At 60.9% G+C, this 22,391-nt stretch carries 25 protein-coding genes; 13 read left to right on the top strand and 12 right to left on the bottom strand.

Features of this window, described 5'->3' with window-relative positions; genetic code table 11:
- The first annotated feature begins 136 nt into the window (after positions 1 to 136).
- Positions 137 to 1,090: a sugar-binding transcriptional regulator gene (locus ACOKCT_RS16150; protein ID WP_103178585.1), complete on the top strand. Its 954-nt coding sequence runs from the start codon at positions 137 to 139 to the stop codon at positions 1,088 to 1,090.
- Positions 1,091 to 1,198: 108 nt separating this feature from the next.
- On the opposite strand, the gene ACOKCT_RS16155 is transcribed toward ACOKCT_RS16150, so the two are convergent.
- The 11 genes from ACOKCT_RS16155 to hypA all read right to left on the bottom strand — a co-directional run bounded on the left by ACOKCT_RS16155 (position 1,199) and on the right by hypA (position 11,973).
- Complete coding sequence (locus ACOKCT_RS16155; protein WP_103824133.1) at positions 1,199 to 2,287, bottom strand: ABC transporter permease; 1,089 nt, start codon at positions 2,285 to 2,287, stop codon at positions 1,199 to 1,201.
- Between the two features lies 1 nt (position 2,288).
- Positions 2,289 to 3,815: a sugar ABC transporter ATP-binding protein gene (locus tag ACOKCT_RS16160; RefSeq protein ID WP_420193658.1), complete on the bottom strand. Its 1,527-nt coding sequence runs from the start codon at positions 3,813 to 3,815 to the stop codon at positions 2,289 to 2,291.
- Positions 3,815 to 4,423 (bottom strand): DUF2291 family protein, encoded by a 609-nt coding sequence (locus ACOKCT_RS16165; protein WP_103178587.1) that lies wholly within the window; start codon positions 4,421 to 4,423, stop codon positions 3,815 to 3,817. Before ACOKCT_RS16165 ends, ACOKCT_RS16160 begins: the two co-directional genes overlap by 1 nt.
- 11 nt (positions 4,424 to 4,434) lie before the next feature.
- Positions 4,435 to 5,376, bottom strand: coding sequence for a D-ribose ABC transporter substrate-binding protein (locus ACOKCT_RS16170; RefSeq protein ID WP_156654048.1), 942 nt, complete (start codon positions 5,374 to 5,376; stop codon positions 4,435 to 4,437).
- Between the two features lie 135 nt (positions 5,377 to 5,511).
- Entirely contained in the window at positions 5,512 to 6,156 is a 645-nt protein-coding gene (gene entD, locus ACOKCT_RS16175) for an enterobactin synthase subunit EntD (protein ID WP_420193659.1), read from the bottom strand.
- Positions 6,157 to 6,213: 57 nt separating this feature from the next.
- Positions 6,214 to 8,298, bottom strand: coding sequence for a formate hydrogenlyase transcriptional activator FlhA (gene flhA, locus ACOKCT_RS16180; protein WP_420193660.1), 2,085 nt, complete (start codon positions 8,296 to 8,298; stop codon positions 6,214 to 6,216).
- Positions 8,299 to 8,349: 51 nt separating this feature from the next.
- Entirely contained in the window at positions 8,350 to 9,360 is a 1,011-nt protein-coding gene (hypE, locus tag ACOKCT_RS16185) for a hydrogenase expression/formation protein HypE (RefSeq protein WP_420193661.1), read from the bottom strand.
- On the bottom strand, positions 9,357 to 10,478 hold the full coding sequence (hypD, locus tag ACOKCT_RS16190; protein ID WP_103178592.1) for a hydrogenase formation protein HypD: 1,122 nt from the start codon (positions 10,476 to 10,478) through the stop codon (positions 9,357 to 9,359). The genes hypE and hypD overlap by 4 nt, the downstream gene beginning before the upstream one ends.
- Positions 10,478 to 10,756: a HypC/HybG/HupF family hydrogenase formation chaperone gene (locus tag ACOKCT_RS16195; RefSeq protein ID WP_420193662.1), complete on the bottom strand. Its 279-nt coding sequence runs from the start codon at positions 10,754 to 10,756 to the stop codon at positions 10,478 to 10,480. The genes hypD and ACOKCT_RS16195 overlap by 1 nt, the downstream gene beginning before the upstream one ends.
- Entirely contained in the window at positions 10,747 to 11,619 is an 873-nt protein-coding gene (gene hypB, locus ACOKCT_RS16200; protein ID WP_159339767.1) for a hydrogenase nickel incorporation protein HypB, read from the bottom strand. The genes ACOKCT_RS16195 and hypB overlap by 10 nt, the downstream gene beginning before the upstream one ends.
- Before the next feature lie 3 nt (positions 11,620 to 11,622).
- A complete protein-coding gene (hypA, locus tag ACOKCT_RS16205; RefSeq protein ID WP_103178595.1) occupies positions 11,623 to 11,973 on the bottom strand; it encodes a hydrogenase maturation nickel metallochaperone HypA in 351 nt (116 codons plus the stop codon).
- 233 nt (positions 11,974 to 12,206) lie between these two features.
- On the opposite strand from hypA, the gene ACOKCT_RS16210 reads away from it, so the two are divergent.
- From ACOKCT_RS16210 to ACOKCT_RS16255, 10 genes are all read left to right on the top strand, one after another.
- Positions 12,207 to 12,665, top strand: coding sequence for a transcriptional regulator (locus ACOKCT_RS16210; RefSeq protein WP_158251038.1), 459 nt, complete (start codon positions 12,207 to 12,209; stop codon positions 12,663 to 12,665).
- A 77-nt stretch (positions 12,666 to 12,742) separates the two neighbouring features.
- Positions 12,743 to 13,348, top strand: coding sequence for a 4Fe-4S dicluster domain-containing protein (locus ACOKCT_RS16215; RefSeq protein ID WP_420193663.1), 606 nt, complete (start codon positions 12,743 to 12,745; stop codon positions 13,346 to 13,348).
- On the top strand, positions 13,348 to 15,177 hold the full coding sequence (hycC, locus tag ACOKCT_RS16220) for a formate hydrogenlyase subunit 3 (RefSeq protein ID WP_420193664.1): 1,830 nt from the start codon (positions 13,348 to 13,350) through the stop codon (positions 15,175 to 15,177). Before ACOKCT_RS16215 ends, hycC begins: the two co-directional genes overlap by 1 nt.
- Positions 15,178 to 15,179: 2 nt before the next feature.
- A complete protein-coding gene (locus tag ACOKCT_RS16225; protein ID WP_420193665.1) occupies positions 15,180 to 16,103 on the top strand; it encodes a respiratory chain complex I subunit 1 family protein in 924 nt (307 codons plus the stop codon).
- 15 nt (positions 16,104 to 16,118) lie between these two features.
- Complete coding sequence (gene hycE, locus ACOKCT_RS16230) at positions 16,119 to 17,828, top strand: formate hydrogenlyase subunit HycE (protein WP_159339771.1); 1,710 nt, start codon at positions 16,119 to 16,121, stop codon at positions 17,826 to 17,828.
- Between the two features lie 9 nt (positions 17,829 to 17,837).
- The gene (locus tag ACOKCT_RS16235) at positions 17,838 to 18,383 is read left to right on the top strand and encodes a formate hydrogenlyase complex iron-sulfur subunit (protein ID WP_103178601.1); all 546 of its coding nucleotides are present in this window, start codon (positions 17,838 to 17,840) and stop codon (positions 18,381 to 18,383) included.
- On the top strand, positions 18,380 to 19,144 hold the full coding sequence (gene nuoB, locus ACOKCT_RS16240; RefSeq protein ID WP_103178602.1) for an NADH-quinone oxidoreductase subunit B family protein: 765 nt from the start codon (positions 18,380 to 18,382) through the stop codon (positions 19,142 to 19,144). The genes ACOKCT_RS16235 and nuoB overlap by 4 nt, the downstream gene beginning before the upstream one ends.
- On the top strand, positions 19,144 to 19,554 hold the full coding sequence (locus ACOKCT_RS16245) for a formate hydrogenlyase maturation HycH family protein (protein ID WP_103178603.1): 411 nt from the start codon (positions 19,144 to 19,146) through the stop codon (positions 19,552 to 19,554). Before nuoB ends, ACOKCT_RS16245 begins: the two co-directional genes overlap by 1 nt.
- A complete protein-coding gene (hycI, locus tag ACOKCT_RS16250) occupies positions 19,547 to 20,002 on the top strand; it encodes a hydrogenase maturation peptidase HycI (protein WP_420193666.1) in 456 nt (151 codons plus the stop codon). The genes ACOKCT_RS16245 and hycI overlap by 8 nt, the downstream gene beginning before the upstream one ends.
- 320 nt (positions 20,003 to 20,322) lie before the next feature.
- Positions 20,323 to 20,703 (top strand): cell envelope integrity TolA C-terminal domain-containing protein, encoded by a 381-nt coding sequence (locus tag ACOKCT_RS16255; RefSeq protein ID WP_263951192.1) that lies wholly within the window; start codon positions 20,323 to 20,325, stop codon positions 20,701 to 20,703.
- 86 nt (positions 20,704 to 20,789) lie between these two features.
- Here the strand turns inward: ACOKCT_RS16255 and arsH are convergent, their stop codons facing one another.
- Positions 20,790 to 21,473 (bottom strand): arsenical resistance protein ArsH, encoded by a 684-nt coding sequence (gene arsH / locus ACOKCT_RS16260; protein WP_159339779.1) that lies wholly within the window; start codon positions 21,471 to 21,473, stop codon positions 20,790 to 20,792.
- A 114-nt stretch (positions 21,474 to 21,587) separates the two neighbouring features.
- Here arsH and ACOKCT_RS16265 point away from each other — a divergent pair, with 114 nt between their 5' ends.
- Positions 21,588 to 21,908 carry a transcriptional regulator gene (locus ACOKCT_RS16265; protein ID WP_103178606.1) on the top strand — a complete coding sequence of 107 codons (321 nt, stop codon included), beginning with the start codon at positions 21,588 to 21,590 and terminating at the stop codon, positions 21,906 to 21,908.
- Positions 21,909 to 21,952: 44 nt separating this feature from the next.
- Positions 21,953 to 22,391, top strand: a 439-nt coding sequence (locus ACOKCT_RS16270) for an ArsB/NhaD family transporter (protein WP_420193667.1), incomplete at its 3' end; no start/stop codon positions are given.

A 22,391-nucleotide genomic window follows, 5' to 3' on the forward strand; every position in this document is an offset into this window, starting at 1 on the left:
TTTGTCTACGGTTTGAGCGGGCAAATTTCGAAGAAAGGAGAAAAGGATCACATTTGCCTGGCGGATCGGGTGGGCGCTTGCTTGTTAAATATTCAGTGATGAATAAAAATAACGACAGCCGATTAAGGGGAACGTTATGTCGAAACAGGATGAACAGCGATTGCTGGTGAAGATCGCCACACTTTACTACAGCGAGAATAAAAAGCAGTCCGAGATTGCCTCGCTGCTGCACCTCTCACAATCCTTCGTGTCGCGAGCGCTGACGCGTTGCCAGAAAGAGGGGCTGGTCAAAATTACCGTCGTTCAGCCTACCAATATTTTTGTCTCGCTGGAAAAGGCGCTGGAGGAGCAGTACGGCATCCGCCAGGCCATCGTGGTGGACGTGGGCGAGAGCCCGTCCAGTGCCCAGATCAAGCACGCCATCGGCAGCGCGGCGGCGCACTATGTCGAAACCCGCCTGCGTCCGGAAGACCTGGTGGGGATCTCCTCCTGGAGCAGCACCATCCGCTGCATGGTGGATGAGATGCACCCGCAGAATATCCGCGCCGCGGGGGTGATCCAGCTCCTTGGCGGCGTAGGTCCCAACGGCAACGTGCAGGCGACCATCCTCACCCAGCAGCTGGCGGCACACCTTGGCTGCCCGGCGTGGCTGTTGCCGTCGCAAAGTATTGAGCACTCGGTAGAGGAGCGCGCCCGGCTGGTGAGCAGCCCGGACGTGGCGGCGGTGGTAAGCAAATTTGCCGAAGTGGATGTGGCGATCGTCGGCATCGGCGAGCTGGAGCCGTCGCAGCTGCTGAAGAACTCCGGCAACTACTACAACGAAGAGATGCTCAAACTGCTGGCCGAACGCGGGGCGGTAGGGGATATCTGCCTGCATTACTACGATGCGAAAGGCGAGCCGGTGCTGAGTGCCGAAGAAGATCCGGTGATTGGTATGGAGCTGGCGCAGATCCGCGCCTGCCCGCAGGTAATCGCCCTGGCGGGCGGGGAAGAGAAACGCAACGCCATTCGCGGGGCGCTGGAAGGGAAGTATATCGACGTGTTAATCACCGATTACCCGACGGCGCGGAGTTTATTGAAGACATCGTAAGCAGTGCATTTTGCCCGGCGGCGGCTTCGCCTTGCACGGGCCTACATGTTGTGCCGTTGTAGGCCGGGTAAGCGTAGCGCCACCCGGCATAAACCCCGCACAATGTCGCTACTTTCCTTCCATCACCGCCTTCTGCGCCACCACCGCCGCTTTCTGCTGCATCCGGTTTTGCATCTGGTCGATAATCACCGCCACGATAATCACAATCCCTTTGATCACCATCTGCCAGAACTCGCTCACCCCCATCATCACCAGGCCGTCGGCCAAAAAGCCGATGACGAAGGCGCCGATCAGGGTGCCGAGAATGGTGCCGCGGCCGCCAGCAAGCGAGGTGCCGCCCAGCACCACCGCGGCGATGGCGTTCATCTCAAAGGCGGTGCCGTTGGCCGGATGGCTGGCTAACAGCTGGGCGGAAACCACAATCCCGGCGATGGCAGCGCAGAACCCCGACAGGGTATAGACCAGCACTTTCACCTGCTTGACCCGCACCCCGGAGAGTTCTGCGGCGCGCTCGTTATCGCCGATGGCGTAGACGTGGCGGCCAAAGGGCAGGCGGCGGGCGATGTAGGCGATGACCAGCGCCAGCACGATCATCATCCAGATGGCCCACGGAATGCCGAGGAACGTGCCTGCGCCAATCTCATCAAAGCCGGTATTCCCCAGCTGCGGGTTACCGGAGAGCCCCGGGAAGGTCTGGCCGTCGGAGGTCAGCATCGACGCGCCGCGCAGCACGTACATGGTACCCAGCGTGCAGATAAAGGGCGCGACGTTATAGCGGGTGATGATCCAGCCGTTCACCGCCCCTATCAGTGCGCCGATCAGCAGCACCACGGGCACAATCACCCACACGCTCGGGAAGATGGCGATGCCAAACATCGGCAGCACAATTCCTTTGGTGATCATCCACCCGGCGATCATCCCGCACAGCCCCAGGGTAGCGCCGATGGAGAGGTCGATCCCGGCGGTGATGATCACAAAGGTGATCCCCAGCGCCAGGAAGGCGTTGATGGCGATATGTTTAATCATGATCACCAGGCTGCCGGTGGAGAGAAAGCCCGGCACGGTCATGGTGAAGAAGCCGACAATCAAAAACAGCGCAATGAAGGTGCGCATTTTCAGCAACAGCAGCAGAACATTTTCCCGGGAAAGCGCGGCCCCTTTATGCGGCGCCAGCGCGACAGACTGTGTCGTTTTCATCTTAGAACCCCTGAGCACTTGCGGTTACCAGTGCCGACTCTTCGGCCCGATCGCGAACAATATCGGCGGTCAGTTTGCCGCCGGACATCACCAGAATGCGGTCAGATACCGCCATAATCTCTTTCAAATCCGAGGTGGAGAAGACCACCGCGATCCCCTCCTCAGAGAGCTGCACCATCATGCGGAATACGTCCGCTTTGGCCCCCACGTCGATGCCGCGGGTCGGCTCATCAAGGAAGAGCACCTTCGGGTTGGTCAGCAGCGAGCGGCCAATCACCACCTTTTGCTGGTTGCCGCCGCTGAGCGCCTGGATCTCTACTTCCGGGGTGGAGACCTTAATCGACAGGTTGCCGATGGTGCTGGCGACGACCTGCTGCTCCGCCTTTTGCGCGATGGCAAAGCCGCGCTGCAACCGACGCCAGAGGCTGGCGATGGTCAGGTTGCTGGCCACCGACGAGCCGGGGAAAATGCCGGTGCGTTTGCGGTCTTCCGGCACCAGGCTCATCCCCATGCGGATACGCTCGGCGGTGGTTAAGCGCTGGGGCACCGGTTTACTGTCGAGCCACAGCTTGCCCAGATAGTTGCGCTCGGTGCCGAGCATGCACTCAAAAAGCTCCGTGCGTCCGGCCCCCATCAGGCCGTAGATGCCGACGATCTCCCCGGCTTTGACCTGGAAGCTGACGTCGTTGACCACCGTATTCCCGGCAGCGTTGACGCAGGTGATGTGCTCCGCTTCCAGCACCGGCGCGCCGAAGGTGCGGCCCGGCTCAAGGAAGTTACTCACCGGGTCGCTGCCGAGCATCTCGCGCACAATCCACGGCACGTCGATATCCTGCACCTTCGCTTCGGCCTGGAATTTGCCGTCGCGCAGAATGGTGATCACATCGCCTATCGCCATCAGCTCTTCCAGGCGGTGGGAGATATAGATGATGGAGACCCCCTGACGGGTCAGCTCGCGGATCACCCGAAACAGGATCTCCACCTCGGTTTTACTCAGCGCCGAGGTGGGCTCGTCGAGGATCAGGATGTCGGCATCCTCGGCCAGCGCCTTGGCGATCTCGATCAGCTGCTGCTGTCCCACCTTCAGGTTGCCCACCAGCTCCCGCGGGGAGATAGGCTGATCGAGGCGCTTCAGCAGCTCCGTGGTGCGGGCCTCCTGTTCCGCCTCGTTGATCGGCGTTACCCCTTTTTGCAGCTCGCGGCCAAGGAAGACATTCTCCGCCACGTTGAGGTTCTCAAACAGGTTCAGCTCCTGGTGTACCATGCCAATGCCGTGGGCGGCGGCATCCCGGGTACTGGCGAACGAGACCTGTTTGCCGTTGAGCCACATCTCGCCGAGGCTGGGCTGCTGGACGCCAGCGAGGATCTTCATCAGCGTCGATTTCCCGGCGCCGTTCTCGCCGATAATCACGTTCACTTTGCCGCGCCAGACGCGGTAATCGACCTTATCCAGCGCCACGGTGCCGGGAAAGAGCATCGAGATCCCGCGGGTGCTGAGGATAATGTCGTCTGCCGGGGTATCGCTCATCACGGCGTCTCCTGTTTCAGTTCCAGCGCTGCCGCCTCATTCGCCTTGCCGCCCGTCAGGGTGGTGGCGAACAGCACGGTGGCATTTTTGCCGCTCCAGCTGTCGTCAATTTTCGGCAGATGCTTCGCCGCCTCGCGGTTCAGGGCGCGGGAGAGCTGGGCATACTGAACCTGGTTGGTAAATTCATCGAAGCGGAACCCGGCGGCGTCGCGGATGGCGTTACCGCGCATCACCGGACCGCTCTGGATCTCCACCGGCTGGCCGTTCACCGTCATCACCAGCTTCTGCTCACGCGCGTTGCTGGCATCCACGCGCTCCACCTTGCCGGTAAGGCGCACGAAGACGCTCTGCGGTGTGGCTGCGGGCGTGTTCAGCTGGGTGGAGAGGGCGCTGGCGTCCAGGGCATGATTTTTCGCGGCGTCGAGGATCCGCGGCTGCCAGGTTTGTTGCGCGATCTGCTGTGGGGTCTGGTTGTCAAAGCTCGCTTTGGCGTTGGGATCGGCAGGCATGATCGGCTTGCCGTTCTCATCCAGATCCACCACGGTGCAGGCCGTCAGCAACAGGGCGGCTGCGCCTGTCAGCGCGGCGCCCCATTGTGTTAATCGCATACTGCCTCCGCTTATTTGCTGAGGTTAAACAGGTTCAGCTTGCTGGCGTTGGATTCGTCGATGAGCACGCAGTCCATCAGTTGCTTCTCATCTTTTTGCGCTTTGCCGTTTTTCAGGTAGTAGTCGGCCTGCTCAACGGCCATCTGCGCCTGCTGCCAGCCTGGCTGCAGCACCGTGGCTTTGATGTTGCCGTTCTTCAGGATCGAGTCGCGGGTGTAGTCGCTGCCGTCAAAACCGACCACAATCACGTTGTTCTTCCCGGCGGCCTTCAGGGCGGCTTCGGCGCCCAGCGCCATGGTGTCGTTACCGGAGATCACGCCCACGATATCGGGGTTGGTCTGCAGGATGGCTTCCATACGGGTGAAGGCTTCGGTCTGGCTCCAGTTGGCGGTCTGCTGCGCCACCATTTTCATCTCCGGGTAGTCGTCGATGACGTCGTGATAGCCCTGGGAGCGCACGTGGGCGTTGGTATCCGACGGACGGCCCAGCAGCTCAACGTATTTCCCTTTGCCGTCCAGCAGCTTGACGAATTTCTCCGCACCGAGCTGCGCCCCCTGATAGTTGTTCGAGACAATCTGCGCTACCGCCACACCGGTTTTGTTGATTTCACGATCGATCAGGAAGGCAGGGACGCCTGCCGCTTTGGCCTTCTCCAGCGGACCGACGGTGGCATCCGCCCCGGCGTTATCCAGAATGATCGCTTTCGCCTTACGGGCGATGGCGGTCTCAATCAGCTGGTTTTGTTTGTTCACGTCATCGTCGTGCGAGGCGACAAGGGTGGTGTAACCCAGCTCCTTTGCCTTCGCCGCCGCGCCGTCGGCTTCAGCCTTGAAAAACGGGTTGTCGTGTGAGGGGGTAATAATCGCAATGAGTCCGTTATCGGCGGCAAACAGGGAACCGGAAGCGGCGATCATTGAGGCCAGTAAAGCGGATTTTACAAAGGTCGTGTTCATTCTTTTTCTCCACATTGAATATTTATTCAATAATGATTTATTATTCAATGTAACGATAAGACTGCCTGATAAAACTGTCTACGGTTCAGGCAGCTAATTTGTTTAAAAGGAGAAAAGGATCACGATCCTGAGCAATTATTCATCACAGATCAGCGTCACCACCGTCGCGTCTTTATGGAGCCAGTGCGCGGTAAATACCTGATTTTGTGTGAAGGGAGAAAGCGGGCGGGTCAGCATTAAGGTCAGCGCGTCGGCGGTCAGGGAGGTGACGCGCGCGCACTCAAACCCCATCCACGCCTGTACCTGAGGGAAGAGCGCTTTGAACAGGCTCTCTTTGGCGCTAAAGGCCAGGGTGAAGGCGAGCGCGAAGGGAAGACCGCAGTCGGCCAGCACGTGGGCTTCCGCAGGATCAAGCACCCCATCCTGAATCTCACGCGCTTCGCTTTCCGCGATAATCGCTTCGCAATCGATTCCTACCAGGCCATTATCGCGACATATCGCTACCGCTTGCGTGCCGCTGTGGGAGAGGCTACCCCGCACCCCGGCAGGCCACAGCGGTTCCCCGCTGCTGCCGATGCCGGGAATGACCTGCCGGTTCAGGGCATGAAAGGCGGCAATGCGCCCGGCCAGATGGTCGGCTTTGCGTTTGCGTCCGGCGTCAGAGAGCTGGTGATGGTGCGGCAGCCAGAGCAGATCGGCCTCGGTGAAGGTGGCGGGATCGAAGGTGACGCGGTGAATGGTCTCTCCGGCGAGAAGAAATGTGGCGTGGGTGGTCTGCATGTTCTTCTCGCGGTGGACAAAAGGAGCGCTATCTTAACCTGTTTGCGGCCCGGTTGCTCAGAAGAGGGCGTTTTTGTCGATCCCCAGGCGCTTCATGCGCGACAGCAGGGTGGTGCGTTTCAGCCCCAGACGCTGGGCCGCGCCTCGCGGTCCGGCGATCACGCCGTTGGTCTCTTTCAGCACCCGCACAATGTGCTGATACTCCTCCTCGCCTTCGCGAATTTCGCTCACCACGGTCTCCGGCGCGGTACTGCTGGCGCGATGAAAATCGATATCCGGCATCGAAAGCTGCAGGACGTTGCCGCGGGTGAGCAACACGGCACGCTCAATCACGTTTTCCAGCTCGCGCACGTTGCCCGGCCACTCCATCCTGCTGAGCTGGCGCAGGGTCTCCGCCGGAATGCTGTCGATGTTGCGCCCCAGACGGTGGGCAATCTTAAAGGTGAAGGATTTCACCAGCAGGGGAATATCTTCCGGGCGTTCGCGCAGCGGCGGCAGGAAGATCGGGAAGACGTTAAGACGATAATAGAGATCGCTGCGGAATTCGCGGTCGGCCACCATCTGCGTCAGATCGCGGTTGGTGGCGGCAATCAGCCGCACGTCGGTGTGGATGATGCGGTTGCTGCCGAGGCGCTCAAACTCCTGCTCCTGGAGCACGCGCAGCAGCTTGGGCTGGAGCTCAATGGGCATATCGCCCACTTCATCCAGAAACAGGGTGCTTTTGTCCGCCAGCTCAAAGCGGCCAATGCGCTGGGCGCTGGCGCCGGTAAAGGCCCCGCGTTCGTGGCCAAAGAGATCGCTCTCCAGTAGCCCGGCAGGCATCGCCGCGCAGTTCATCTTCACCATCCGCCGGTCGCTGCGCCCGCTCTGGTTGTGAATGGCGCGGGCAATCAGCTCCTTACCCGTGCCGGTCTCGCCGAGGATCAGCACGGTACTGTTGCTCCGGGCGACCATCTCCACCTGCTTCATCACCGTCATCATGGCGCTGCTGCGGCCAATGATTTCGCCAAAATCGGTGGCAACGTTGTTGATCTGCTCGGTCAGGGCGAGGTTTTCGTCGATCAACCGCTCCTTGAGATGGCTGATTTCCCGGTAGGAGAGGGCGTTATCCACGGCGATGGCGACACGTTCGGCAATCTGGTTCAGCAGCTTCAGATTGGACGGGGTAAACACCTGGGCGTTGCACTGCGCCAGCTTCAGGGTGCCGAGCACCCGGTCGCGGAACATCAGCGGGAACAGGCAGAGGGTCTGATCCTGCTCGCCCCACATATCAAACAGCATGCGTTCATAGGGGGCGTGCTGATCCCGATGATGCAGGTTAAGCATCAGCATCTGCCTGTTGCGCATCACTTTTTCGGACAGGGTGCCCTTTTCATCCACTTCGCTCTGGTCGTGCAGGGGCGCCTCTTTATCGAGATAGTGGGTGGAGTAGACGAGAAGCTTCCCTTTGCGATCGCTGCGCAGCACCATGCTGATGGAGTCGATGCCGAAGTTGCGCTGGATCTCCTGCGCCACCTCCGACACCAGCTCATCAAGGTCGAGCTTCGACAGCACGGCGTTGGTGATCGCCACCAGCAGGCGAAAATCGTTACGCTCCCGCCAGAGCAGGTCGTAGTTGTCGCTGTTGTGCAGCCGCGCCTGGATCTGCTCCACGGCCAGCCCGGCCGCCTGGGTGAGGGTTTGCAGGCGGGAAAAATCGCTGTCGCTCCAGGGTTTATCCTGGGTGCGCAAAAACTCGCAGCCGCCGAAGATGCGGCCATCGGCGGCGATGGGCGTCAGGCAGTAGTGGGCAAATGAGGGATAACGATCGAGGGCGGCAAGCTGCGGCCAGGTCTCGTTAAAGGTCGCCGCCGTGCAGTGCAGCACGTCCGGGCGGGAAAGCATGCGGCGAAAAGGGCCGCTCGCCAGCAGGGGCTCATCTTCGTAGCGGATATCACAGCCCTGTTCGTCGGTGCTGTAGAGACAGACCCGGCGCGATTCCGACTGCCAGAGCAGAATATGAACGCTATCGGCGAGGTTTATCTGCCGGACATGCCGGGTCAGCGCCTGCGCCAGGGCGCAAAGATCGGTCTGTTGCAGCAGAGTACGGGTAATGTCGAACAATCCGTGATCGACAGGATCGTTGGTGGGTGTATACGACATGCGTTTTATCCAGAGTATCCAGAAAAATAAGAGACGAATGCGCCGCCCGGATCAGCAAATTCGCGGCAGTGGCTCGCTGTGGGGCAAATTCAGCGACCGTTTTACGCCGTATAGTCCGGTAAGTCGTACCCCTTTGTGCTCAACCACCTCACCAATAATAGCGGCGTTCACGCCCAAAGGATGCGCCCGCAGCCGGGCCAGCACCCGTTCGGCCGCCTGGCGTTCCACCACGATAGCCAGCTTGCCTTCGTTGGCGAAGTTGAGCGGGTCAAGCCCCAGCAGTTCGCTCGCGCCGCGCACGGCAGGTTTCACCGGCAGGCTGGCTTCTTCTATTTCAATCCCGCAGCCGCTGCTGGCGGCAAACTCATGGGCCACGGCGTTCACGCCGCCGCGGGTGGCGTCGCGCAGGGCTTTGATGCCGGGCTCGCCACGCAGGGCCTGGATCAGCGGCGTCAGTACCGCGCAGTCGCTCTGCAGATCGCCCTCCAGACCTAACCCTTCGCGCAGGTTAAGGATGGTGGCGCCGTGATCGCCGAGCGTGCCGCTCACCAGCAGCACATCCCCGGCCTCAATCTGGCGCATACCCCAGTTTACCCCCTCGGGCACCGAACCGATACCGGCGGTATTAATAAACACTTTATCTGCCGCGCCGCGCGGTACCACCTTGGTATCGCCGGTGACGATGGCAATGCCCGCCGCCGCCGCGGTGGCGGCCATGCTGGTGACGATGCGCTCAAGGGTCGCCATCTCCAGCCCCTCTTCGAGGATAAAGCCGCAGGAGAGCCAGCGCGGGATCGCCCCGCTCACGGCGACATCGTTGGCGGTGCCGCAGATGGCCAGCTTGCCGATATCGCCCCCGGGGAAGAAGAGCGGGTCAATCACGTAGCTGTCGGTGGAAAAGGCCAGCCGGTCGCCGTGGGCGGTCAGCTCGTGCAGCGGGATCCGGGCCTGGTCTTCCTGTTCGTCCAGCAGTGGGTTGGCGAAGGCGCGCATGAAAAGCTCGCCGATCAGCTGCTGCATCGCCTGTCCGCCGCTGCCGTGGGCGAGGGTTATCTGTTTCAACTTTCACACTCCTGAGAACGGTACTGATACCAGGCGCTGCACGCCCCTTCCGATGAGACCATCAGCGCGCCAAAGGCGCTTTGCGGCGTACATTTGCCGCCAAACAGCGGACACTGCGCCGGTTTACAGCGCCCGGTGAGTACCTCGCCGCAGCGCGCCTCGGGATCGTCGCAAATCTGTTGCGCCCGGGGGCGGAAGTGACGCTCGGCGTCAAACTGACGATAGGCTTCGGTGAGATGCACGCCGGAGTGCGAAATCACCCCCAGCCCGCGCCACTCACTGTCGCCTTCAATGCCGAACACCTCGGCGATGGCCGCCTGGGCCACGGCGTTGCCCGCTTCCGGAACGATACGGCGATACTGATTTTCGACCTGGCTTATGCCGGCAATCTTCTGCTCCACCAGCATCAGTACCCCCTGCAGCAGATCCACCGGTTCAAAACCGGCCACCGCCAGCGGGCGCTGATGTTCGGCGGCGATAAAGTCGTAGGCATGGGTGCCAATCACCATGCTGACGTGCCCCGGCGCCAGGAAGGCGTCGATGCCGTTTTCCGGCTGCGCCAGCAGGCTTTTCAGCACCGGGATCAGCGTGATGTGCTGGCAGAAAAAGAAGAAGTTCTGCACGTTAAGCGCTTTTGCCTGGCGCAGGGTCAGGGCGGTGGCGGGCATGGTGGTTTCAAACCCCAGCCCGAAGAAGACCACCTTGCGATCCGGGTTCTGCCGGGCCAGCTTCAGCGCATCGGCGGGGGAGTAGATGATCCGCACATCCGCGCCGCGCATGCGGGCGTCGAGCAGCGAGCCGTTTTGCCCCGGCACCCGCATCGCATCGCCGAAGGTGCAGAAGATCACCTCCGGATGGCTGGCGATTTCGATGCAGGTATCGATCCGCCCCATCGGCAGGACGCAGACCGGACAGCCGGGGCCGTGAATAAACTCGATGTTGTCGGGCAGGAGCTGATCCAGCCCGAACTTAAAGATGGCGTGGGTGTGACCGCCGCACACCTCCATAATGCGCAGCGGACGGGCAGCGGTATAGGCCAGCAGCCCGGCCCGGGCCTTCAGGGCCTCGATCAGCTGCATCACCTTTTGCGGGTCGCGGTATTCATCAACAAAGCGCATCAGCGGGGCTCCTCGCCAAACAGCAGCGGGCCAACGTCCGGCTCCACCTCAAACATGTTCTGCAGGGCGGCGAGGGTATCCAGCGCCTCCTCTTCGTTAATCACGCTCATGGCAAAGCCGACATGCACCAGCACCCACTGCCCGAGACGGCTCTGGCCCTTTTCGTCACGATCGCCAACAAGGGTCAGATCCACATCGCGCAGTACGCCGCACACCTCCACGCTGGCCTGCATGCCGTCATGGATGGCGCTGATCTTTCCAGGAATGCCTATGCACATCGCTGCGCCTCCAGCCAGTCGAGCCAGGCGTCCATCCCGTCGCCGCGGGTGGCGGAGACCAGCAGAATCGCAATCTCCGGGTTCACTTCCCGGGCGGCGGCGAGGCATTTCTCCACGTCAAAATTGAGGTAGGGCAGCAGGTCGACCTTGTTCAGCAGCATCAGCGAGGCGGCGGCGAACATGTGCGGGTACTTCAGCGGCTTATCCTCGCCTTCGGTAACGGAGAGCACCGCCACCTTATGGCGTTCGCCAAGATCGAAGCTCGCCGGGCAGACCAGGTTGCCGACGTTCTCAATAAACATAATGCCGCCATCCTCCAGCGGCAGGCGCGCCATCGCATCCGCGATCATCTGCGCGTCGAGATGGCAGCCCTTGCCGGTGTTGACCTGGATGGCGGGGGTGCCGGTGGCGCGGATCCGCTCGGCGTCGTTCACCGTCTGCTGATCGCCCTCGATCACCGCGCAGGGTACGCGCTGCTGCAAACGTTTTAAGGTCTCGGTCAGCAGGGTGGTTTTACCGGAGCCGGGGCTGGAGACCAGGTTCAGCGCCAGCTGGTTGCGGGCGCTGAATAGCGCGCGGTTGCGCCGGGCGAGCGCATTATTTTTGCCCAGCACGTCCATCTCGATCTCCACCATTTTGCGCTGGCTGAGGCCGGGCGCATGGGTGCCCGCCTCGCCGTGGCCGTAATCCAGCTGGCCTGCCAGGGGCTCTGTCGGGGTAAAAGCCTGAGCGTCCACGCGGGTGATGCGCAGCGCCGGACGGTGTGCCGGCGCAAAGGGGGCGCTGCGAAAAGCGGAGTGCGGATTATGCTCATCGCCTTCAATATAGAGGTTGCCCTGATCGCAACCGCAGGTGGTACACATGGTTTACTCCTGTTCAATTTCCAGACGCGTGATATGCAGCCCGTCGTCAGCGACGATATTCAGGTTCGCCCCGCCGCACTGCGGGCAGCGTCGTACGCGGTGGGTCACCAGCTCGACGTAGGCTTTGCAATCCTGACACCAGCATTCCGCCTGCTGTTCTTCGAGATGCAGGGCGCAGCCTTCGGCGACCGTCTCGCGGCACACCAGCTCAAAGCAAAACTGCAGGGCGCTGCTCTCCACGCAGGAGAAGGCGCCGACGCGCAACCAGACGCCCGTCACGCGTTTCGCCTGATGCTGGTGAGCCTGTTTTTCGATCAATTCCAGCGCCTGCTGGCAGAGGGTGATTTCGTGCATTGTGCTGTTCCCGGTAAAGTCTGGCCGGATTAAGCAATATTGATGCCATCTTTTAGCAGCAGGGTGGCGAGAGCGGACACGCTGCCCGGTCAAAGATGACGAAATGACATGTCATTTTGTGTGATCTTTTCGGCTTTAAAAATAATTTACCTTCAAATTCAACAAATTAAAAAATGGCACGAAACGTGCTTAAGGGAGCGAACTCTTTACACATTACGCATCAGGTACGTCACATGACACTTTCCGAATTAAGTGAGAAGGCCACCATCATTGCCGGACAGCAGCGGGTGCTGCGATCCCACTGGAACCACTACGGCAATTCGTTGATTCAGGCCATCACCCTCTCTAAAGCCAGCCTGCACCTTACCGTGGGCTGCAACACCGACAGCGGGCTCGGCTTCTGGCTGTTCGACCACTTCCTTATCCGCGTCACGCCGGAGCAGGCGTTCAACGGCCATATCTTCAGTTACACCGTTGAAGAGCGCGATAACCCCGAAAGCGTGCTGATTGGCCACGCCCGTCTCGGGGACGATGGCATGCTGGATGGCGAGATCAACGTCGACCAGCGTGAGGCGGTGCTGAACCATTTCCTGAACAAAATCAGCGGGGTTTACGCCGCGATCTGGCAGGCAACGCAACGCGGCGAATCCCTGACCCTCGCCGTCCTCGCGCAGCACCACGCTGCGGTCTGAGCCGGGTGTCGACAGGTGTCGAAAATGACACTTCCGCCCGTTTTTCGTCAAAAATGACTATCACCAGAGGAAACCAGGTGAATCGTTTTGTAATTGCTGATCCCTCGCTCTGTATCGGCTGCCACACCTGTGAGGCGGCCTGTTCAGAAAACCATCGCCAGCATGGCCTGCAAAGCCAGCCGCGGCTGAAAGTGATGCGTAACAGTAAAGACTCCGCGCCGCAGCTCTGTCATCACTGCGAAGACGCCCCCTGCGCCCAGGTCTGCCCGGTCAACGCCATCACCCGCGTTGACGGCGCTATCCAGCTCAATGAAAGCCTGTGCGTCAGCTGCAAGCTGTGCGGCATCGCCTGTCCGTTCGGCGCCATCGAGTTTGCCGGCAGCCGCCCGCTGGCGATCCCCGCCAACAGCAACACCAGCAAAGCGCCGATGGCGCCCCCGACCCCGGCCCGCGTCAGCCCGTTCCTCGACTGGGTGCCGGGCGTGCGCGCCATCGCGGTGAAGTGCGACCTGTGCCACTTCGACCCGGACGGCCCGGCGTGCGTACGCACCTGTCCGACCAAATCCCTGCGTCTGGTGAATAACCAGGATATCGCCCGCGCCAGCAAGCGCAAACGCGAGCTCACTATCAATACGGATCTGGGCGATCTGTCGTTGTTCCAGTCGCAACAAGGAGAGCGCTGATGAATGCCTTTTCGTTAATTAACCAGGCGCTGGGCTGGTACCTCGTCAGCGCCGTGCTGGCGCTGGTGTTCAGCGCCAACCGCACGCTCAGCGGCGCCATCACCGGCTTTGGCGGGGCGATTGCCAGCGCCCTGGCGGTAACCGCGGGGGGAATTGCGCTGCTGGCCGCGCCGCACATCTCCCAGCCGGGGGAGATCGCCTGGCTTCACGTCAACATCCAGATGACCGGTATCCGGGCGGTGTGGCTTATCGCCATCGGTCTGCCGGCGCTGCTCATCAGCCTCTTTACCGTCGCCTGGCATCGCCACCCGCAGGCTAAAAGTAACGGCCTGCTGACCAACCTGCTGATGGCCGCCGCCGTCGCCGCGATCATGGTTGATAACCTCGGCTGGCTGGTGGTGATGGCGGAGATCATGGCCCTGTGCGGCGCGTTTCTTACCGGCTGCGCTCAGTCCGGCAAGCTCTGGTTTGTGCTGGGGCGTCTGGGGACGCTGCTGCTGGCCTTCGCCTGCTGGCAGGCGTGGCGCTACTACGGCACCCTGGACTTTGCGGTAATGGGGGCGATGGCCTCTGACCAGGCGCCGGGAGCCAGCATCTGGCTGCCGGGTCTGGCGGGCTTTGGCCTGCTGGCGGGGGTAATCCCGCTGCACGGCTGGGCACCCCAGGCGCATGCAAACGCCAGCGCGCCTGCCGCGGCGCTCTTCTCCACGGTGGTGATGAAGGTGGGCCTCTACGGCATGCTGACCATCGCGCTTTGCGGGGCGCTGCCGCCGCTGTGGCTCGGGGTGCTGCTGCTGGTGATGGGGATGCTCACCGCCTTTGTCGGCGGGCTCTATGCCCTGATGGAGCACAACATCCAGCGCCTGCTGGCGTACCACACTCTGGAGAACATCGGCATTATCCTGCTCGGCCTGGGGGCAGGGGTGAGCGGCATCGCGCTGCAAAGCCCGCTGCTGGTGGCGCTGGGCTTTACCGGCGGGCTCTATCACCTGGTGAACCACGGCCTGTTTAAAACCACGCTCTTCCTCGGCGCGGGGGCGGTGTGGTATCGCACCGGCCATCGCGATATCGAGAAGCTGGGCGGCATCGGCAAAAAAATGCCGCTCATCTCCCTGGCCATGCTGGTGGGGCTGATGGCGATGGCGGCCCTGCCGCCGCTGAACGGGTTTGCCGGGGAGTGGGTGATCTACCAGTCCTTCTTTAACCTCGGCACCCACGATGCCTTTGTTGCCCGCCTGCTGGGGCCACTGCTGGCGACCGGCCTGGCGATCACCGGCGCGCTGGCGGTGATGTGTATGGCGAAAGTCTACGGCGTCACCTTCCTCGGCGCACCGCGTACCCCGGAGGCGGAAAACGCCTGCTGCGCCCCGTGGCTGATGACCGCCAGTACCGTGCTGGCGGCGCTCTGCTGCGTGGCGGGCGGCGTGGCCGCGCCGTGGCTTCTGCCGGTGATTGGCCGCCTGTTCCCGGTGAACGGCGGGGCGGTGAACACTGTCTCCCAGCCGATGATCACTCTCCTGCTGCTGGCGGGGCTGCTGCTGCCCTTTATCGTTCTGGTGCTCTTCAAAGGCAACCGCCTGGCGAACCGCGCCCGCGGCTTTGCCTGGGTGTGCGGCTACGACCACGAGCAGTCGATGGTCATCACCGCCCACGGCTTTGCCATGCCGGTTAAGGAGTCCTTCGCGCCGGTGCTGAAGCTGCGCAAATGGCTCAACCCGGTGCGCTTTATCCCCGGCTGGCAGTGCGACTGCACCGCCGTGTTGTTCCACCGTATCGCCCTGATTGAGCTGGCGGTGCTGGTGGTTGTCGTTATCTCCCGAGGAGCCTGAACATGACTTTGATCTACGCACTGATTCAGGCGCTGGTGCTCTTTGCCGCAGCGCCGCTGCTGGCGGGCATCACCCGCGTGGCCCGCGCCCGCCTGCATACCCGTCGCGGGCCGGATATCTTCCAGGAGTACCGCGATCTCATCAAGCTGCTGGGCCGCCAGAGCGTGGCCCCGGCCGCCTCCGGCTGGGTCTTCCGCCTGATGCCGTTGGTGATGGTGGGGGTAATGTTCGCCATCGCCAGCGCGCTGCCGGTGATCACGCTCGCCTCGCCGCTGCCCGCGCTGGGGGATCTCATCACCCTGATCTACCTCTTCGCCATCGCGCGCTTCTTCTTTGCCATTGCCGGGCTCGATACCGGCAGCCCGTTCACCGGGATTGGCGCCAGCCGCGAAGCGATGCTCGGCGTGCTGGTGGAGCCGATCTTGCTGCTCGGTCTGTGGGTTGCCGCTCAGGTGGCAGGCACCACCCACATCAGCGCGGTGACCGCGACCCTCTACCACTGGCCGGCGGCGCACACCGTAACGCTATTCCTTGCTCTGTGCGCCTGCGCCTTCGCCACCTTTATCGAGATGGGCAAGCTGCCGTTTGACCTAGCCGAAGCGGAGCAGGAGCTGCAGGAAGGGCCATTGTCGGAGTACAGCGGCGCGGGCTTTGCCCTGCTCAAGTGGGGCATCAGCCTGAAACAGCTGGTGGTGTTGCAGATGTTCGTCGGGGTGTTTATCCCCTGGGGCCAGATGAGCCACTTCTCCGCAGGCGGCCTGGCGTTGGCCGTCGTCATTGCCGTGGTCAAGCTGGTCGTGGGCGTACTGGTGATCGCCCTGTTTGAGAACAGCATGGCGCGCCTGCGCTTTAACGCCACCTCACGAATTACCTGGGCCGGTTTTGGTCTGGCATTTTTAGCTTTCGTCTCCTTGATGGCGGCGTGACTGTAGAGAATACCCATGTCTGAAGAAAAAATTGGTCAACACTATCTCGCCGCACTGCACCAGGCCTTTCCTGGCGTGGTGCTGGATGAAGCCTGGCAGACCAAAGATCAAATCACCGTCACGGTGAAAATTAACTACCTGCCGGAAGTGGTCGAGTTCCTCTATTACAAACAGGGCGGCTGGCTGTCGGTGCTCTTTGGCAACGATGAGCGCCAGCTCTGCGGCAGCTATGCCGTCTACTACGTGCTGTCGATGGAGCAGGGCACCCGCTGCTGGCTCACCGTGCGCGTGGAGGTGGATGCCGATAAGCCGGAATTTCCGTCCGTCACTCCGCGTGTGCCTGCCGCCGTCTGGGGCGAGCGCGAAGTGCGCGACATGTATGGCCTGATCCCGGTCGGGCTGCCGGACGAGCGCCGCCTGGTGCTGCCGGATGACTGGCCGGACGAACTCTATCCGCTGCGTAAAGACAGCATGGATTACCGCCAGCGTCCGGCCCCGACCACCGACAAAGAGACCTACGCGTTCATCAACGAACTCGGCGACAAGAAAAATAACGTGGTGCCGATTGGCCCGCTGCACGTCACCTCCGACGAGCCGGGCCACTTCCGCCTGTTCGTTGACGGCGAGAACATTATCGACGCCGATTACCGCCTGTTCTACGTCCACCGCGGCATGGAGAAGCTGGCCGAAACCCGGATGGGCTACAACGAAGTGACCTTCCTGTCGGATCGCGTCTGCGGTATCTGCGGCTTTGCCCACAGCACCGCCTACACCACCTCGGTGGAGAACGCGATGGGGATCGTGGTGCCGGAACGCGCCCAGATGATCCGCGCCATTCTGCTGGAGGTGGAGCGTCTGCACTCGCACCTGCTCAACCTCGGCCTGGCCTGCCACTTCGTCGGTTTTGACTCCGGCTTTATGCAGTTCTTCCGCGTGCGTGAGACCTCCATGAAGATGGCGGAGATCCTCACCGGGGCGCGTAAAACCTACGGCCTGAACCTGATCGGCGGTATCCGTCGCGATCTGCTGAAAGAGGACATGATCGCCACCCGCCAGCTGGCCCAGCAGATGCGCCGTGAGGTGCAGGATCTGGTGGATATTCTGCTGAGCACGCCGAACATCGAACAGCGCACCGTGGGCATTGGCCGCCTCGACCCGCAGATCGCCCGCGACTTCAGCAACGTCGGCCCGATGGTGCGCGCCAGCGGCCACGCCCGCGACACCCGCGCCGATCACCCGTTTGTCGGTTACGGCCTGCTGCCGATGGAAGTGCACAGCGAGCAGGGCTGCGACGTCATCTCCCGCCTGAAGGTGCGCATCAACGAGGTCTTTACCGCTCTGAACATGATCGACTTCGGCCTGGATAACCTGCCGGGCGGCGCGCTGATGGTGGAAGGCTTCACCTACATCCCGAACCGCTTTGCGCTGGGCTTCAGCGAAGCGCCGCGCGGGGATGATATCCACTGGAGCATGACCGGCGACAACCAGAAGCTCTGGCGCTGGCGCTGCCGGGCGGCCACCTACGCCAACTGGCCGACCCTGCGCTACATGCTGCGCGGCAACACCGTCTCCGACGCGCCGCTGATTATCGGCAGCCTCGATCCTTGCTACTCCTGCACCGACCGCATGACGGTGGTGGATGTGCGCAAGAAGAAAAGCCAGGTGGTGCCGTACAAAGAGCTGGAGCGCTACAGCATTGAACGCAAAAATTCGCCGCTGAAATAAGGACTTGCCATGTTTACCTTTATCAAAAAAGTGATCAAAACCGGCACGGTGACGGAGTCCTATCCCCTCCAGCCGATTGCGGTCGACAAAAATATGCGTGGCAAGCCGGAGCACGATCCCCAGCAGTGTATCGGCTGCGCAGCCTGCGTGAATGCCTGCCCGTCGAATGCCCTGACGGTGGAGACGGATCTGCAGTTCGGCCAGCTGGCCTGGCAGTTCAACCTGGGGCGCTGCATCTTCTGCGGCCGTTGCGAAGAGGTCTGCCCGACTACTGCCATTAAGCTCTCCCAGGAGTATGAGCTGGCGGTGTGGAGTAAAGCGGATTTCCTGCAACAGTCGCGCTTTGACATCTGCCACTGCCGGGTCTGCAAGCGCCCCTATGCGGTGCAGAAAGAGATTGATTACGCGATCGCCCTGCTGCGCCACAACGGCGACCAGCGCGCCGAATCGCATCGCGAGAGTTTTGAAACCTGCCCGGACTGCAAGCGCCTGCAGGGGCTGACCCCGGCGGACAAAATCCAGCTGACCCGGGAAATGGAGGAAGCGACACGATGAGCGAACTGTTAGGGCCACGTAACGAGCAGGGGATCCCGGTCCCGGTCACGGTGGACGAGTCCATCGCCAGCATGAAGGCCTCGCTGCTGAAAAAAATCAAACGCTCCGCCTACGTCTACCGCGTGGACTGCGGCGGCTGCAACGGCTGCGAGATTGAGATCTTCGCCACCCTGTCGCCTATCTTCGACACCGAGCGCTTTGGCATCAAGGTGGTGCCGTCTCCGCGCCACGCCGACATTCTGCTGTTCACCGGGGCGGTGACCCGCGCCATGCGCTCCCCGGCGCTGCGGGCGTGGGAGTCGGCCCCCGATCCGAAGATCTGCATCTCCTACGGCGCCTGCGGCAACTCCGGCGGCATCTTCCATGACCTGTACTGCGTCTGGGGCGGCACCGACAAAATCGTGCCGGTGGATGTCTACATTCCCGGCTGCCCGCCGTCGCCTGCCGCCACGCTCTACGGTTTTGCTATGGCGCTGGGGCTGCTGGAGCAGAAGATCCACGCCCGCGAGCCGGGCAGCCAGGACAACCAGCCCGCCGAACTGCTGCATCCGGAGATGGTCCAGCCCCTGCGGGTACGCATCGACCGCGCCGCCCGCCGCCTGGCGGGCTACCGCTATGGCCGCCAGATCGCCGACGACTTTATGCGTCATCTGATCGAGGGCGATGAGAGCGTGGCCCGCTGGCTGGCAAACGAGAACGATCCGCGCCTGAACGAGATCGTGGGTAACCTCCTCGAGGTGGTCGGGCAGGAGCGTGTGTGATGAGTGAGACGGTGGTATTCAGCCAGCTCAGCCGCAAGTTCATTGACCAGAATGACAACACGCCTGCTGATGCCCAGCAGGTGATCTACTACGGCCTGGCCATCGGCCATCATCTGGGGGTGATCGACTGCCTGGAGGCGGCGCTCACCTGCCCGTGGGAGGATTACCTGGCGTGGATCGCCACCCTCGAAGCGGGGAGCGAGGCGCGGCGCAAGATGGAGGGCGTGCCGCGCTACGGGGAGATTGTCATCGACAGTAACCATATTGTGATGCTGGCCAGCGCCTTTGACGCCGCGATAGCGCGCCAGACGGCGCAGCAGCAGGAGTGGAGCGAGGCACTGCTCGTGATGCTCCACGCCATTCACCAGGAGAACGCCATCTACCTGATGGTGAGGAGGCAACGTGACTGATGTATTACTCTGCGTCGGCAACAGCATGATGGGCGACGACGGCGCCGGTCCGCTGCTGGCTGAGATGTGCCGGGAGGCCCCGCGCGGCGACTGGGTGGTGTTTGATGGCGGCTGCGCCCCGGAAAACGACGTGGTTGCGATCCGCGAGCTGCGCCCGGCGCGCCTGCTGATTGTCGATGCGACGGATATGGGGTTAAACCCCGGTGAGATCCGCCGTATCGATCCGGACGACATCGCCGAGATGTTTATGATGACCACCCACAATATGCCGCTCAACTACCTGGTGGATCAGCTGAAGGGGGATGTGGGGGAGGTGGTGTTTTTGGGGATTCAACCGGATATTGTGGGGTTTTATTATCCGATGACGGAGAAGGTGAAGGCGGCGGTTGAGAAGGTTTATGAAAGTCTTCTGGACCGGGATGGGGTGCTGGGGTTTGAGGAGTTGTAGCGCGTAATCACGAAGGTACCTCTCTGGAAATGCCCGGTGGCGGCTAGCGCCTTACCGGGCCTACGTTTATTGATAGCGTGGGTTTTGTAGGCCGTGCAAGGCGTCAGCCGCCGCCCGGCAAGTGCGAGCACAATATTAAAACCGGGTTGCTGACTGCGTGTACCTCTATGAAATATCCAGTGGCGGCTTACGCCTTACCGGACCTGTGCCTGTGTTTTTTATTAGTTCTGATTTTCGTAAAGTGGTAAACCGAAATTAATTTTAACGGATATATGAGCACAGGAGTTTAAGGCGTGAGATCGCATGAAAGAGTAGGGAAGATGTTTACGCTTGCCGTTGTGGTCAGCCTTGCGGCGGGTTGTGCGCCGTTACAGCCTTCTGGATGCCACAAAACCACCGCGATGGGGAGTTGCAGTTCTGGCCGCTGGGACGATCAGGATGCGTGGGGCGCGCAGGCGCGGGGGATCAAGGCGGCGATAGAAGATAAAATTGCTGAGCCAGAACGCTGGAAGGGCAAAAAATGCCGGCTGCATATGGAATTTGCGCAGGATGGTACGGCTTTAAAGGTATCAACCAGCAAGGGCAACAAAGAGTATTGTGAGGCGGTGAAACTGGCGGCCCAAAAAGCGAAGTTCCCGACGTTTAGTAATCCGGAGGTGTATAGGGATTTTCAAAAGGCTGGGTTTGATATGCAGGGGTAGGTGGCGGACTATTGTTGAAATGTCCGCTTTGTGCCAGAAGCGGACGTTGTTAAGCTCATGCAGTATGGATTCACGAAGAACAGACGTTATATTTTGTCCTGATTGACACGGGATGAAAGCTCCTGATGGCTCTCTTTTCGCTCGCTGTAACGATCCGCAAGATAACCGGTTTGTCCCTTAAGCAGCAGTGTGATTTTAAACAGCTCCTCGGCTACATCGACGATGCGGTCATACCATGACGAAGGTTTCATTCGGCCGTTTTCGTCGAACTCTTGCCATGCCTTGGCTACGGAGGACTGGTTGGGGATCGTAAACATCCGCATCCAGCGACCCAGAATGCGCATCTGATTCACGGCATTGAAGGACTGCGAACCGCCGCAAACCTGCATTACCGCAAGCGTTTTACCCTGTGAAGGACGCACTGCGCCTTTACTTAAGGGTATCCAGTCGACTTGTGCCTTCATAACTGCGCTCATTGCGCCATGCCGCTCCGGTGAACTCCACACCATCCCGTCACACCATCTGACAAGACCGCGCAGCTCGGTAACTTTAGGGTGCGTGTCCGGCGCATCATCCGGCAGGGGTAAATCGGAGGGGTTAAAGAGTTTCACATCCGCGCCCATCGCCGTCAGCAGGCGACCGGCTTCCTCCGCGGCAAAACGGCTGTAGGAGCGCTCCCTTACTGAGCCATACAGGATCAGAATCCGTGGCGGCTCCTGCAGGTGCAGGCGTTCGGCAATGTGTTGATCAAAGCATTCAGTATTCAGTATTCAGTATTCAGGGCAGGAAATTGTTCCATTTTTCTCCTCCGGAGAGAACAGGTGATTTCAAAATAAATACATATGATTTAACATATGTGTATTCTAATGGGAACGGAGTGAAAAATGCTACAACCTGTTCAGCTTTTCAAAATCCTGTCGGATGAAACCCGGCTCGCCATCGTGATGCTTCTCCGGGAGTCCGGAGAACTGTGCGTCTGCGATATCTGTGCGGTCACCTCCGAATCGCAGCCCAAAATATCGCGACATATGGCTATTCTGCGCGAGGCCGGGCTGGTACTTGACCGTCGGGAAGGCAAATGGATCCACTATCGTCTGTCACCCCACATACCGGCATGGGCAGCAGAGACAATCACGACGACCTGGCAGTGTATGCGGGAGGATGTGCGTGAATGGCTGGATAAATCAGCCTGCACCACCTGCTGAGAAAGGAAAACACATTTACATAATCATATATAACGGAGTCTGAGATGCTTTTGGCAGGGAGTATGTTTTTACTGACGCTGGTACTGGTGATCTGGCAACCCAGAGGCCTGAGTATTGGCTGGAGCGCGAGTATCGGGGCTGTGCTGGCGCTGGGAACCGGTGTCATCCATATCGCTGATATTCCCGTTGTCTGGAATATCGTCTGGAACGCGACAGCGGCATTTATTGCGGTCATCATCATCAGCCTGCTGCTCGATGAGTCCGGCTTCTTTGAATGGGCCGCACTGCACGTCTCCCGCTGGGGTAACGGACGTGGCCGCCTGCTTTTCACCTGGATAGTCTTGCTCGGTGCTGCTGTTGCTGCGTTGTTTGCCAATGACGGCGCCGCGCTGATCCTGACGCCGATTGTGATTGCGATGCTGCTCGCACTGGGGTTCAGCCAGGGCACGACACTGGCCTTTGTCATGGCCGCAGGATTTATTG

Origin of the sequence: Leclercia sp. M-A074-M (genome assembly GCF_965195605.1) — a bacterium.
Lineage (GTDB): Bacteria > Pseudomonadota > Gammaproteobacteria > Enterobacterales > Enterobacteriaceae > Enterobacter.

Excerpts from the sequence above, each read along its gene's own strand:
- hypA (WP_103178595.1), bottom strand. The coding sequence starts at position 11,973 with ATGCACGAAATCACCCTCTGCCAGCAGGCGCTGGAATTGATCGAAAAA.
- hycE (WP_159339771.1), top strand. The coding sequence starts at position 16,119 with ATGTCTGAAGAAAAAATTGGTCAACACTATCTCGCCGCACTGCACCAG.
- ACOKCT_RS16265 (WP_103178606.1), top strand. The coding sequence starts at position 21,588 with ATGCTACAACCTGTTCAGCTTTTCAAAATCCTGTCGGATGAAACCCGG.
- entD (WP_420193659.1), bottom strand. The coding sequence starts at position 6,156 with ATGCAGACCACCCACGCCACATTTCTTCTCGCCGGAGAGACCATTCAC.
- hypB (WP_159339767.1), bottom strand. The coding sequence starts at position 11,619 with ATGTGTACCACCTGCGGTTGCGATCAGGGCAACCTCTATATTGAAGGC.
- ACOKCT_RS16170 (WP_156654048.1), bottom strand. The coding sequence starts at position 5,376 with ATGAACACGACCTTTGTAAAATCCGCTTTACTGGCCTCAATGATCGCC.
- ACOKCT_RS16225 (WP_420193665.1), top strand. The coding sequence starts at position 15,180 with ATGACTTTGATCTACGCACTGATTCAGGCGCTGGTGCTCTTTGCCGCA.
- ACOKCT_RS16255 (WP_263951192.1), top strand. The coding sequence starts at position 20,323 with ATGTTTACGCTTGCCGTTGTGGTCAGCCTTGCGGCGGGTTGTGCGCCG.
- ACOKCT_RS16160 (WP_420193658.1), bottom strand. The coding sequence starts at position 3,815 with ATGAGCGATACCCCGGCAGACGACATTATCCTCAGCACCCGCGGGATC.
- nuoB (WP_103178602.1), top strand. The coding sequence starts at position 18,380 with ATGAGCGAACTGTTAGGGCCACGTAACGAGCAGGGGATCCCGGTCCCG.
- ACOKCT_RS16235 (WP_103178601.1), top strand. The coding sequence starts at position 17,838 with ATGTTTACCTTTATCAAAAAAGTGATCAAAACCGGCACGGTGACGGAG.
- hypD (WP_103178592.1), bottom strand. The coding sequence starts at position 10,478 with ATGCGCTTTGTTGATGAATACCGCGACCCGCAAAAGGTGATGCAGCTG.
- ACOKCT_RS16245 (WP_103178603.1), top strand. The coding sequence starts at position 19,144 with ATGAGTGAGACGGTGGTATTCAGCCAGCTCAGCCGCAAGTTCATTGAC.
- ACOKCT_RS16155 (WP_103824133.1), bottom strand. The coding sequence starts at position 2,287 with ATGAAAACGACACAGTCTGTCGCGCTGGCGCCGCATAAAGGGGCCGCG.
- ACOKCT_RS16165 (WP_103178587.1), bottom strand. The coding sequence starts at position 4,423 with ATGCGATTAACACAATGGGGCGCCGCGCTGACAGGCGCAGCCGCCCTG.
- flhA (WP_420193660.1), bottom strand. The coding sequence starts at position 8,298 with ATGTCGTATACACCCACCAACGATCCTGTCGATCACGGATTGTTCGAC.
- hycC (WP_420193664.1), top strand. The coding sequence starts at position 13,348 with ATGAATGCCTTTTCGTTAATTAACCAGGCGCTGGGCTGGTACCTCGTC.
- ACOKCT_RS16195 (WP_420193662.1), bottom strand. The coding sequence starts at position 10,756 with ATGTGCATAGGCATTCCTGGAAAGATCAGCGCCATCCATGACGGCATG.
- ACOKCT_RS16210 (WP_158251038.1), top strand. The coding sequence starts at position 12,207 with ATGACACTTTCCGAATTAAGTGAGAAGGCCACCATCATTGCCGGACAG.
- ACOKCT_RS16150 (WP_103178585.1), top strand. The coding sequence starts at position 137 with ATGTCGAAACAGGATGAACAGCGATTGCTGGTGAAGATCGCCACACTT.